The sequence below is a fragment of the Stenotrophomonas sp. CASM106 genome (genome assembly GCF_049384825.1).
In the GTDB taxonomy this organism is placed as follows: Bacteria; Pseudomonadota; Gammaproteobacteria; order Xanthomonadales; family Xanthomonadaceae; genus Stenotrophomonas; species Stenotrophomonas muris.
Map to the genome: position 1 here is coordinate 751,147 of NZ_JBMRFS010000001.1, position 12,658 is coordinate 763,804.

The window sequence follows — 12,658 nt, forward strand, 5'->3', positions numbered from 1 at the left end:
TAGGATGGCAAATGCCATCCTACAATTGAAAACAGCCTAGGCTCACCCTCTCCAACAAGGGCGCCTCTCGGCGCCCTCGTTCTTTCAACTCATTCCCACTCAATAGTCGCCGGCGGCTTCCCCGAGATGTCATAAACAACCCGCGACACCCCCCGCAGCTCATTGATGATCCGGTTGCTCACCGTCCCCAGGAACTCGTACGGCAGATGCGCCCAATGCGCCGTCATGAAGTCAATCGTCTCCACGGCCCGCAGCGCGATCACCCACTCATAAGCCCGCGCGTCGCCCACCACGCCCACCGACTTCACCGGCAGGAACACGGCAAACGCCTGGCTGGTCTTGTCGTACAGATCCGCCTTGCGCAGCTCATCAATGAAGATGGCATCGGCCTTGGCCAGCAGCTCGGCGTATTCGCGCTTCACTTCACCCAGAATGCGCACGCCCAGGCCCGGGCCCGGGAACGGATGGCGGTAGACCATCGTGCGCGGCAGGCCCAGCTCCACGCCCAGGCGGCGCACTTCGTCCTTGAACAGCTCGCGCAGCGGCTCCACCAGCCCCAGCTTCATGTGCTCCGGCAGGCCGCCCACGTTGTGGTGGCTCTTGATCACATGCGCCTTGCCGGTCTTGCTGCCGGCCGACTCGATCACGTCCGGGTAGATGGTGCCCTGCGCCAGCCACTTGGCGTTCTTCAGCTTGTTCGACTCTTCGTCGAAGATCTCAACGAACAGGTTGCCGATGATCTTGCGCTTGGCTTCCGGGTCGCTCACGCCTTCCAGCGCTGCGAAGTAACGGTCGGCGGCATTCACGCGCACGACCTTCACGCCCATGTGCTCGGCGAACATCGCCATCACCTGGTCGCCTTCCTGCCAGCGCAGCAGGCCGGTATCCACGAACACGCAGGTCAGCTTCTCGCCGATGGCCTTGTGCAGCAGCGCAGCCACCACGGACGAATCGACGCCGCCGGACAGGCCCAGGATCACTTCGTCGTCGCCCACCTGTTCGCGCACGCGCGCGATCTGGTCGTCGATGATGTTGGCGGCGGTCCACAGGGTCTGGCAGCCGCACACGTCCACCACGAAGCGGCGCAGCAGCGCCTGGCCCTGCAGGGTGTGGGTCACTTCCGGGTGGAACTGCACGCCGTACCAGCGCTTTTCTTCGTTGGCCATGGCCGCCACTGGAATGCGGTCGGTGGTGGCGGTGATGGTGAAGCCCGGCGGCGCAACGGAGACGTGGTCGCCGTGGCTCATCCAGACATTCAGCTTCGGCTCGCCGCCGTGGTCGCTCAGGCCCTTGAACAGTGCATCGGGGTTGATCACGTTCACTTCGGCGTGGCCGAACTCGCGCTGGTCAGCCGCTTCGGTGGCACCGCCCAGCTGCGCGGCCAGGGTCTGCATGCCGTAGCAGATGCCGAAGATCGGCAGGCCGCTGTCGAACACTTCCTGCGGCGCGGCCGGGGCACCCGGCAGCGTGGTCGATTCCGGGCCACCGGACAGGATGATGCCCTTGGCGCCGAACGCCGCGATCTCGGCCGGGTTGTGGTCCCACGCCCAGATTTCGCAGTAGACGCCCAGCTCGCGGATGCGGCGGGCGATCAGCTGCGTGTACTGCGCGCCGAAATCGAGGATGAGGATCTTGTCGTTATGGATGTTGGTCATGGCGCCCCGGCAATGCAGTAGGGAAAACGAAATCAGATTTACGGCGGCAGATGGAGAAAGAGGAACGGGAAGTGCTTCCCCGTTCCTCTTTGCTCGGCCCGCGTCAGGCGCGGTAGTTCGGCGGCTCTTTGGTGATCGTCACGTCGTGGACGTGGCTCTCACGCTGGCCGGCGCCGCTGATCTTCACGAACTTGGGCTTGCTGCGCATGTCTTCGATGGTGGCGCAGCCCACGTAGCCCATGGTGGCGCGCAGGCCGCCCATCAGCTGGTGGATGATGCCGCCCACCGGGCCGCGGTACGGCACGCGGCCTTCGATGCCTTCCGGCACCAGCTTGTCGGCGGTGGCGGCGTCCTGGAAGTAGCGGTCCTTCGACCCCTTCTCCATGGCAGCCAGCGACCCCATGCCGCGGTAGCTCTTGTACGAACGGCCCTGGTACAGCTCGGTCTCGCCCGGCGATTCCTCGGTACCGGCCAGCAGGCCACCGACCATGATGGTCGAGGCACCGGCGGCCAGCGCCTTGCCGATGTCGCCCGAGTAGCGGATGCCACCGTCGGCGATCAGCGGGATGCGGTCCTGCAGCGCTTCGGCCACCAGATCAATGGCGGTGACCTGCGGCACGCCGACGCCGGCGACGACGCGGGTGGTGCAGATCGAGCCCGGGCCGATGCCGACCTTCACTGCGTCCGCGCCGCTGTCCAGCAGCGCCAGTGCGGCTTCGCCGGTACAGATGTTGCCACCGATGACCTGCACGTTCGGGAAGTTCTTCTTGACCCAGCTGACGCGGTCCAGCACGCCCTGCGAGTGGCCGTGCGCGGTATCGACCACGATCACGTCCACGCCGGCGGCGACCAGCGCTTCCACGCGGCGATCGGTATCGCCACCCACGCCGACGGCAGCGCCGACCAGTAGGCGGGTCGACAGATCCTTGGCAGCGTTCGGGAAGTCGGTGTTCTTCTGGATGTCCTTGACGGTGATCAGGCCACGCAGTTCGAACGAGTCATTGACCACCAGCACCTTTTCGATGCGGTTGCGGTGCAGCAGCTGCAGCACTTCATCAGACGCGGCGCCTTCCTTGACCGTGATCAGGCGATCCTTCTTGGTCATGATGTGGCGGACCGGATCGTCCAGCTCAGTCTCGAAGCGCATGTCGCGGTGGGTCACGATGCCGGCCAGCAGGCCGTCGCTGCCCACCACCGGCACGCCGGAGATGTTGTGCGCCTGGGTCAGGGCCAGCACGTCGCGGATGGTGGTTTCCGGGCCGACAGTGATCGGGTCGCGGATGACACCGGCCTCGAACTTCTTGACCTTGGCCACTTCCGCGGCCTGCTGTTCCAGGCTGAGATTCTTGTGGATGATGCCCATGCCGCCGAGCTGGGCCATGGCGATGGCCAGGCGGGCTTCGGTGACGGTGTCCATCGCGGCGGACAGGATCGGAAGCTTCAGCTTCAGGTCTCGGGTCAACCGCGTTTCGAGGTTGACGTCCTTGGGCAGGATGGTCGAGTGGGCGGGGACGAGCGAGACGTCGTCGTAAGTGAGTGCTTCAGCCTGGATGCGCAGCATCGGCATACCCGAGATGTGGGGAAGCGCGACATTTTACCCTGTTTTCGCGTCGCATGGCAGGGGGTAGATGCGACGCAGTGTCGCGCCGGCGGCGATTGGTTCAGGGCGACGGACCGGGGCCACGCGCCGCTTGGGAACCCCCACGGAACCGCCTTTGGTAGGTGCCAACCTTGGTTGGCACGATCCGTCCGGCACCGACACCCCAGATGGGCCGATGGCCCCGATGAATGTGTGCCAACCAAGGTTGGCACCTACCAGGAGCGGGTCAACGGTCGGCACCCACCCAAAATGGTCAGCTCAGCGCTTCCGCCGCTTCCAGGGTGTTCTGCATCAACGTAGCCACGGTCATCGGGCCCACGCCACCCGGCACCGGGGTGATCCAGCTCGCCCGCTGGGCGGCCGCTTCAAACCCGACGTCACCCACCAGGCGGCCGTCGTCCAACCGGTTGATACCCACGTCGATCACCACCGCGCCCGGCTTCACCCATTCGCCCGGCACGATGCCCGGGCGACCCACCGCCACCACCAGGATGTCGGCGTTGCGCACGGCCTGTTCCAGTACGTCCTTGGGGGTGAACTTGTGGCAGCTGGTCACGGTGCAGCCGGCAATCAGCAGTTCCAGGCCCATCGGGCGGCCGACGTGGTTGCTCACGCCCACGATGGTGGCGTTGCGGCCGCGTACCGGCTGGTCGGTGTGGCCCAGCAGCGTGGTGATGCCGCGCGGGGTGCACGGGCGCAGGCCGAACTCGCGCAGGGCCAGGTGGCCGACGTTTTCCGGGTGGAAGCCGTCCACGTCCTTGCGCGGGTCGATGCGCTGGATCAGCCGGCGCGCGTCGGGGATGCCCGGCAACGGCAGCTGGATCAGGATGCCGTTGATCTTCGGGTCGGCGTTGAGCTGATCGATCAGGTCGAGCAGCTCGGCCTCGGTGGTACCGGCCGGCAGATCGTAGTCGTGTGCCTCGATGCCGACCTTCTCGGCGGCACGGCGCTTGTTGCGCACGTACACGGTCGAGGCCGGGTCGCCACCGACCAGCACCACGGCCAGGCCCGGGCGGCTGCCACCGGCGGCCACGCGGGCGTCGACGCGCACCTTCAGGCTGTCGAGCAGGTCCTCGGCGATGCGGCGGCCGTCAAGGATGCGGGCAGGATGCTGGGGGGCGGAATCGGTCATCGGGAGCAGGCGTGGGGCGGCGGGGACGCTATTGTCCCTGATTCAGGCCCCCTCGCCCACCGCAGGATGGGGTCCTGACGGGGTCGGATCCCTTTGCCACAGGCAAAGGGCTCTGACCCCAGCACGACGTAGCGGGTCAGAGCCCTTTCCGCTGGAAAGGGATCCGACCCGCAAACGTTATTCTTCCTCTTCCGGCACGTCCTGCGGGTTCAACGTCTTGCTCGCCCGCTTCGGCGCGGTGAACGGCGTCGGCGTCGGCACGCCCTGGCCGGAGTTGCCGAACACCATCTTGGCGCCGGCATTCAAGCCACCACCGGCAATCTCCAGCTCGAAACGCTCGGCATCGCGGCGACGGATCTGCTCGGCAATCTCCACCGCGTCATCCTCGTCCGCGCCCAGCTCCACCAGCGCGGCCTGGCCGAACAGCACCGCCGACTCAAACGTCTCGCGGATCTGGAAATCGACACCCGCATGGATCAGCCGCAGCGAATGCTCGCGGTCGAACGAGCGCACCATCAGCTTGGCCTGCGGGAACTCGTGCGACACCAGTTCGACGATGCGGTCGGCGGCCTCGGCCTTGTCCACGCACACCGCAATCGCACGCGCGGTGGCCGCGCCCGAGGCATGCAGCACGTCCAGTCGCGTACCGTCGCCGTAGTAGATCTTGAAACCGAAACGCGCGGCGCTCTGGATCATCTCCACGTCGTTGTCGATGATGGTCACGTCCACGTCGCGCGCCAGCAGCGACTGGCTGGCGACCTGGCCGAAGCGGCCGAAGCCGATCAGCAGCACACTACCGGACAGGCCCTCGGCCTCGTCCACGCCGTCCATGTTCACCGTCGGCTTCGGCGCGATGCGCTTGTAGACCAGCACCACCAGCGGGGTCAGCGCCATCGACAACACCACCACGGCGGTGAAGTTGGCATTGATCTCCAGGTTGATCACACCGGCCGATGCCGCGGCAGAGAACAGCACGAAGGCGAACTCGCCGCCCTGCGCCATCAGCACGCCCCGGTCCAGCGCCTGCGCGTGGTCACTGCCCATGATGCGCGCGACCACGTAGATGCACAGCGCCTTGGCGACCATCAACGCCAGCACCAGCCCGAGGATCAGCTGCCAGTTGCCAGCCACCACGCCCAGGTCCAGCGCCATGCCGACGCTGAGGAAGAACAGGCCCAGCAGGATGCCGCGGAACGGCTCGATGTCCGCTTCGATCTGGTGACGGAAGGTCGACTCGCTCAGCAGCACGCCGGCCAGGAACGCGCCCATCGCCATCGACAGGCCGGACAGCTGCATCAGCAGCGCTGCACCCAGCACCACCAGCAGCGCGGCGGCGGTCATCACCTCGCGCGCCTTCGATTCGGCCAGCACGCGGAACAACGGATTGAGCAGGAAGCGGCCGACCAGCACCAGGCCGACGATGGCACCGACGCCGATCGCCACCGACAGCCAGCGCGAGCCCTCGCCATCGGCGTTGCCCGCGCTCGGGCCCATCCAGGCCACCAGCGCCAGCAACGGCACGATCAGCAGGTCTTCGAACAGCAGGATCGAAACGATCTTCTGCCCCGACGGCAGTGCGATGTCGCCGCGCTCGGCCAGCAGCTGCATCACCACTGCGGTGGATGTGAGCACAAAGCCGGTGGCACCGATGAAGGCCACCTGCCACGGCAGGCCGAACAGCTTGGCGATGCTGGTCAGCACCAGCGCACAGGTGACGATCTGCAGCGTGCCCAGCCCGAAGATTTCCTTGCGCAGGCTCCACAGGTGCGAGGGCCGCATCTCCAGGCCGATCACGAACAGGAACATCACCACGCCAAGCTCGGCGGTATGCAGGATGGCCTGCGGGTCGGAGAACCAGCCCAGCCCGAACGGCCCGATCGCCAGGCCGGCGGCGAAGTAGCCCAGCACCGAGCCCAGGCCGGCCCGACGGAACAAAGGCACCATCACCACCGCCGCGCCCAACAGGGCGACGACCTTGACCAGCTCGCTGGTCGCTGCTTCTACCGCCATGCGGTGTGTTCCCCAAGATCCAGAATCGGGTTCAACAATAGAGCAATGCCGATGACGGCAATAGCACGCATGTTGTGCCGGATTGTCTTGGAGATGGAACGATACCGGGAGTGACCCCCAGCATCATCCCGAAACCATGTATGCGCCTCAATGGGTGCCAACCATGCACCCGCTTCGGTGGGTGCCAACCATGCACCCGCTTCGGTGGGTGCCAACCGTGCACCCGCTTCGGTAGGTGCCAACCTTGGTTGGCACGAAAACGCCGACCAAGGTCGGCATCTACCAAGGCATTCGCCGGCCAGCCTCACCCACCCCGGCAGAACGCGGCGTAATCGATATATCCGGGGAACGGCACGCCCGGCGCGCACACCGGGCACTGCGGGTCCGGCCGGATGCCGGATCCCGAACCCATGCACCCGCTTCGTTAGCTGCCAACCATGCATCCGCCTTCGGTAGGTGCCAACCTTGGTTGGCACGAAAACGCCGACCAAGGTCGGCATCTACCAAGGCATTCCCCGGCCAGCCTCACCCACCCCGGCAAAACGCGGCGTAATCGATATACCCCGGGAACGGCACGCCCGGCGCACACACCGGGCAATGCGGGTCCGGCCGGATGCCGGATCCCGAACCCATGCCCCCGCTTCGGTAGGTGCCAACCTTGGTTGGCACGAAAACGCCGACCAAGGTCGGATCTACCAAGGCATTCGCCGGCCAGCCTCACCCGCCCCGGCAGAACGCGGCGTAATCGATATATCCCGGGAACGGCACGCCCGGCGCGCACACCGGGCACTGCGGGTCCGGCCGGATGCCGGTCTCACGAAATCGCATGCCCAGCGCGTCGAAGCGCAGCAGGCGGCCGACCAGCGGCTCACCGATACCCAGCAGCAGCTTCAGCACCTCGGTGGCCTGCAGCACGCCCGCCAGGCCGGGCAGCACGCCCAGCACACCGGCCTCGGAACAGTTCGGCGCGAACTCCGGCGGCGGTGGCTCCGGGAACAGGCAGCGGTAGCACGGCGCCACGCCGCGCTGGCGGCCAGCGTCAAACACGCTTACCTGGCCGTCAAAGCGCTCGATGGCGGCATACACCAGCGGCGTGGTGTGCTTGATGCAGGCGTCGTTGAGCAGGTAGCGCAGCGGGAAGTTGTCCGACCCATCCAGCACCACGTCCACGCCCTCCAGCAGCGCATCCACGTTCTCGGAAGTGACCCACTCAGGCACCGCCTCGACGTCGATCAACGGGTTCAACGCCAGCAGCCGCTCGCGCGCCGAATCGACCTTGAACTGGCCGACGCTGGCTTCGGTATGCACGATCTGCCGGTGAAGGTTGCTGCGCTCCACGCGGTCGTGGTCGGCAAAACGCAGGTGCCCTACCCCGGCGGCGGCCAGGTAGAACCCAGCCGGTGCGCCCAGCCCACCCGCGCCCAGCACCAGCACGCGCGACTGCTGCAGCCGGCGCTGGCCGGCCTCGCCCACCTGTGGCAGCAGCAGGTGGCGCGAATAGCGATCGTAGAAGTCACGGTCGGCAGCACTGGCCAGCGGCTGCACCAGCGGCAGCGACTGCTCGCGCCAGGCCACGGTGCCGCCCGTCACGGAAGCCACGTGGGTGTAGCCGGCCTCCAGCAGGAACTGCGCGGCATCGGCCGAGCGCTTGCCACTCTGGCAGATCAGCAGGATTTCCTGGTCGTGCCGCGGCAGATGCGCGGCCGGGTCGGCCTGCAGCTCGCCCTTGGCCACGCCGCGCGCGCCCTCGGCCATGCCGCCGGCCCGTTCGTGCGCCTCGCGCACATCGATCAGCACCGCGCCATGGGCCAGGCGCTCGCGTGCCTGCGCGGGGGAAATCTCTTGGATGCTCATGGCCGCATTATCGCGCACGTGGCGGCAGGCCGCCTTGACCAGCATCTGTAGAGCCGAGCCTATGCTCGGCTCTACGGATCCACCGCAGGCCTGCGGTAGCGCCCGCCCTGCACCCGGGGTCAGATCCCTTTTCCGGAGGAAATGGGATCTGACCCCATTCTCCGCAACGAAAAAGGCGGCCCTGCGGCCGCCTTCTCCTGAATCACTTGCCCTTGACGTGCTTCATCAAGCGCCGCTTGGCCTTGACCTGCCGCTCGGTGAGGACGTTTTTCTTGCCCTCATACGGGTTGGTGCCCTCGCGGAAGATGAAGCTCACCGGCGTGCCGATCAGCTTGAAGCGCTTGCGGAAGAAGTTCTCCAGGTAGCGCTTGTACGATTCCTGCAGCTCCTTCAGGCGCGTGCCGTGCACGATGAAGGTCGGCGGGTTGGAACCGGCCGGGTGCACGTAGCGCAGCTTGGAGACATGGCCGCGGATGGTCGGCGGCGGGTTGGTCTCGTAAGCCACTTCCAGCGCCTTGTTCACTTCGCTGGTGGTGAAGGTCTTGTTCGCCGATTCGTGCGCGCGGTGCACCGCACGGAACAGCTCGCGCAGGCCGGAACCATGCTTGGCCGAGATGCGCACGGACTCGGCCCACGGCACGAAGCCCAGCTTCAGCGACAGCATGGTTTCGGCCTGCTCGCGCTGGTACTCGGTCAGGCCATCCCACTTGTTGATGGCGATCACCAGCGCGCGGCCGGCATCGAGCACGGCACCGAGCACGGTGGCGTCCTGGTCGGTCACGCCTTCGGTGGCGTCGAGCATCAGAACGGCCACCTGGCACTGCTCGATCGACTGCATGGTCTTGACCACCGAGAACTTCTCGACGACCTCGTCCACGCGCGACCGACGGCGCAGGCCGGCGGTATCGATCAGGCGGTACTCGCGGCCATCACGCTCCAGGTCCACCGCGATCGAGTCGCGGGTGGTGCCCGGCACGTCGGAGGCGATCATGCGCTCCTCGCCGAGGATGCGATTGACCAGGGTCGATTTGCCCACGTTCGGGCGGCCGACGAAGGCGATGCGGATGCGGTTCGGATCGTTGTCCAGCTCTTCGCCGCTGCCTTCTTCCGGCAGGCGCTGGATCACTTCGTCCAGCAGGTCGTCCAGGCCCTGGCGATGCGCGGCCGAGACGGTCAGCATCTCGCCGAAGCCGTAACGGGCGAACTCCGAACGCACGGTGTCCTCGTCGGTGCCGTCGATCTTGTTGATCAGCAGCAGCGTCGGGCGCGACAGCTTGCGCAGCCAGGCCAGGATCTCATCGTCCATCGCCGAGGTGCCCTCACGGGCGTCGACCACGAACAGGATCAGGTCGGCTTCCGCCGCAGCGGCGCGGGCCTGGCGGGTGGTAGCCCCTGCCAGCCCCTCTTCCTCTTCCGCGATACCGCCGGTGTCGACGACAAGGAAATGATTGTCCTCGTCCAGACGGCAGACACCGTAGTTGCGGTCGCGGGTGACGCCCGGCTGGTCATGGACCAGCGCGTCACGGGTGCGCGTAAGCGCATTGAAAATAGTCGACTTGCCGACATTCGGCCGTCCAACCAGGGCGACCAAAGGCAGCATCGCGATTACTCCAATTTTTAATTTGCCAACCGGAAGGCGGTCAGCTTGCCATCAACGTTCTGCACCAGCAGCACCCCGTCTGCGACGACCGGCTGGGCCAGCAGGGCGTCGCCGCCACTTTTTGCCCGTGCCGCCATCGCACCATCGGACGCCTGCAACCAGTGCACGTATCCCTTGTAGTCGCCGACCACCACGTAGTCGCCGTGCAGCGCCGGGCCGGTCAGCGAACGACGGGCCAGCGCGGTCTGCGACCACATGGCCGCGCCGCTGGCCTTGTCCAGGCCGAACACGCCGCCCTTGTTGTCGGTGACGAACACGTTGCCCGACGACACCGCCACGCCACCGGCACCGCCATGGTCGCGCGCCCACAGCGGGCGACCGGTCGGGCCCTCGATGGCCATGGTCTGGTTCTTGAAGCTGCTCACGTAGAGGGTGTTGCCCTCCAGCACCGGAGCGCCGTCGACGTCGGCCATGCGCTCCAGCTCGGTGCGGCCTTCGCCGTTGCCGAGGTTCTGTTCCCACAGCGTGCGGCCATCCTGCTGGGCCAGGGCCGCAACCGCGCCCTCGTCCTTGCCGATGAACAGCACGCCCGGGCCGGTCACCACCGGCGCGTTGCCACGCACGGTCAGCGCCGGCAGCTCGCTCGGGTTGAACCACTTCTGGGTGCCGTTGCCGGCATCGAAGCCGGTAACGCGGCCGTCGTTGCTGCGCACGTAGACCATGCCCTGGGCAACGGCCGGCGCGGCGATGACTTCACCCGGAACACGGGCGCGCCACTTCTCGCTGCCATCGTTGATATCCAGCGCGATGACCTGGCCATCCAGCGTGCCGATCACGACCAGGTTCTCACCGACACCCGGGCCGCCGGACAGGCGCAGCTTCGCCTTCTTCTTCTCCTTCTTCGGCTCCCAGGTCCAGACCTTCTTGCCGGTCTGCAGGTCGATGGCGTGCACGCCACCGGTGATCGCCGCAGCGAACACGTGGCCGTTGGCCACCGCCGGGCCTTGGCGCACGCCGATGCGGCGCTCGCCCTTGCCGAGGTTGACCGACCAGGCCTTGCTGACCTTCAGGGTCGGCTCGAACTTGACCAGCTCAGCCGGTTCCTGTGCCTTCTTCGCGGCCGCGTCCTTGCCGGCGAACCAGCCCTTCATGGTGCTGCAGCCGGTCAGGGCCATGCCCATCAGGAGCACGGTGGCGACGCGGGTGATCATGACCTTCTGACTCATCAAACCGACTCCGCAGGGGCGGCGACGGTGCCGCCGGCGTCCATAACCTTGGTTTCCAGCAGGCGCCGCTGCGGCGCTGCCACGTCCAGCGTCTTCAGCGCCTTCTCGTACTGTGCACGGGCGTCATCGCGCTTGCCCTGCGCCATCAACGCATCGCCATGGATTTCCAGGCTGCTGCTGTCGGTCGCGCTGCCCAGCAGCTTGATGGCCTCGTCGCTCTTGCCGGTGGCCACCAGCAGGCGGGCCACACGCTGGTCGACCACGCGCTGCAGGTCACCTTCGACCTTCACATTGCGCAGGGTTGCCAGTGCCTCTTCATTCTTGCCGGCGTCGACCTGGGCCTTGGCCAGCTGCAGCGCCGCGAGGTCGCCGTAGATGCTGGACGGGCCGGCTTCGAGCGCCTTGACCGCCTTGGCGGCGTCGTCAAGCTTGTTCTGCTGCAGGCCCTGCAGGGCCTTCTGGTACTCGACATTGGCCGAGGCCAGCTTGCCGCCCTGATCCTTCTGGTACCACTGCCAGCCAGCAATGGCACCGATGGCGATGACTACGCCACCGAGGATGCTGGCGCCATTCTTCCGCAGCCAGCTGCGGACGCGTTCACTTTGTTCGTGCTCGTCGAGCAGATCGTCGATCGCCATGCGTACTCTCGCCCCGCCCGTCGGGAGGGACCATTGGGATTATCGAAGGTGGTGAAACCGCGCCTCAGTGCGAAACCGGGACAACGGAGCCTTCAGAGGATACCTGAAAGCGTGCCACGTTGGCTCGCTGGTAGGGGGTCAGATCGACGATAGCGCCGTTCTGCTGAACCTGGACCGCCGAGGCGTTGCCCAGGGTCACCCGGGTCACCTGGCCCGGCGTGAAGCTGCGGGTCTCGCCGGATCTGATCAGCGCCTTCTCGACGGTGCTGCCGTCCGGGCCGCCGATGTCGACCCAGCTGTCGCCGCTGAACTGCATTTCCAGCGCGTTGCCGGCAGCCGCCGGAGCCGGCGCCGGGCGCGGCACCGGGGCCAGCGAGGCCACGTACGGGGTGGCCGCGGGCTTGCTGGCCGGGGCAGTGGCCGCTTCGGCCGGCGCAACAGCCTCGGCACCGGCCGTGGACGGGGTGACCGGCACAGCGGCCGGGATCACATCCAGCGAGGCGGTGCTCGGCGACGGGGTCGCGCTGCCGTCGAAGTGGCCACGGGTGGCGAACCACACCGGCACCGCCAGCACGGCGGTGATGCCGACATACAGCACGCGCCGGCCGAGGTTCTCGGCGATGCGGCGCGCACGCGGGGTATGGGTATGGCTGACCAGGGTGGGCGGAACCACCGGGCCGACCTGGGCCTGTTCCAGCAGCTGGCCGACATCCACGTCGAGCAGGCGCGCATAGCTGCGCAGCTGGCCACGCACGAACACCGGCGCCCCCAGCTTCTGCCATTGTTCCTCTTCCAGCGACTTGACCACCTGGACCGGCATGCGCAGGCGCGAGCCGACATCTTCGAGGGTCAGTCCGGCCGCTTCGCGGGCCTGGCGCAGGCGGGTGCCGCAGCCGGCCGCAGTCTCGAGAGCGCTCACAGTCTGGTCATCAATCACAATGCA

General features: G+C 66.9%; 9 protein-coding genes. All 9 read right to left on the reverse strand.

Features of this window, described 5'->3' with window-relative positions:
- Positions 1–89: 89 nt before the first annotated feature.
- The 9 genes from guaA to VG556_RS03545 all read right to left on the reverse strand — a co-directional run bounded on the left by guaA (position 90) and on the right by VG556_RS03545 (position 12,652).
- On the reverse strand, positions 90–1,655 hold the full coding sequence (gene guaA / locus VG556_RS03505; RefSeq protein ID WP_005413109.1) for a glutamine-hydrolyzing GMP synthase: 1,566 nt from the start codon (positions 1,653–1,655) through the stop codon (positions 90–92).
- A 103-nt stretch (positions 1,656–1,758) separates the two neighbouring features.
- Positions 1,759–3,216: an IMP dehydrogenase gene (gene guaB / locus VG556_RS03510; RefSeq protein ID WP_005409308.1), complete on the reverse strand. Its 1,458-nt coding sequence runs from the start codon at positions 3,214–3,216 to the stop codon at positions 1,759–1,761.
- Between the two features lie 292 nt (positions 3,217–3,508).
- Positions 3,509–4,387 (reverse strand): bifunctional methylenetetrahydrofolate dehydrogenase/methenyltetrahydrofolate cyclohydrolase FolD, encoded by an 879-nt coding sequence (gene folD / locus VG556_RS03515; protein WP_049402332.1) that lies wholly within the window; start codon positions 4,385–4,387, stop codon positions 3,509–3,511.
- A 177-nt stretch (positions 4,388–4,564) separates the two neighbouring features.
- Positions 4,565–6,397, reverse strand: a complete 1,833-nt coding sequence (locus tag VG556_RS03520) for a monovalent cation:proton antiporter-2 (CPA2) family protein (RefSeq protein WP_111144249.1) — start codon at positions 6,395–6,397, stop codon at positions 4,565–4,567.
- A gap of 717 nt (positions 6,398–7,114) precedes the next feature.
- On the reverse strand, positions 7,115–8,251 hold the full coding sequence (gene moeB, locus VG556_RS03525; RefSeq protein WP_100449994.1) for a molybdopterin-synthase adenylyltransferase MoeB: 1,137 nt from the start codon (positions 8,249–8,251) through the stop codon (positions 7,115–7,117).
- A gap of 202 nt (positions 8,252–8,453) precedes the next feature.
- Complete coding sequence (gene der, locus VG556_RS03530; protein ID WP_014646861.1) at positions 8,454–9,851, reverse strand: ribosome biogenesis GTPase Der; 1,398 nt, start codon at positions 9,849–9,851, stop codon at positions 8,454–8,456.
- A 17-nt stretch (positions 9,852–9,868) separates the two neighbouring features.
- A complete protein-coding gene (bamB, locus tag VG556_RS03535) occupies positions 9,869–11,077 on the reverse strand; it encodes an outer membrane protein assembly factor BamB (protein ID WP_014036904.1) in 1,209 nt (402 codons plus the stop codon).
- On the reverse strand, positions 11,077–11,715 hold the full coding sequence (locus tag VG556_RS03540) for a YfgM family protein (RefSeq protein ID WP_032960761.1): 639 nt from the start codon (positions 11,713–11,715) through the stop codon (positions 11,077–11,079). The genes bamB and VG556_RS03540 overlap by 1 nt, the downstream gene beginning before the upstream one ends.
- 64 nt (positions 11,716–11,779) lie before the next feature.
- Positions 11,780–12,652 (reverse strand): RodZ domain-containing protein, encoded by an 873-nt coding sequence (locus VG556_RS03545; protein ID WP_032960759.1) that lies wholly within the window; start codon positions 12,650–12,652, stop codon positions 11,780–11,782.
- Positions 12,653–12,658: the final 6 nt, after the last annotated feature.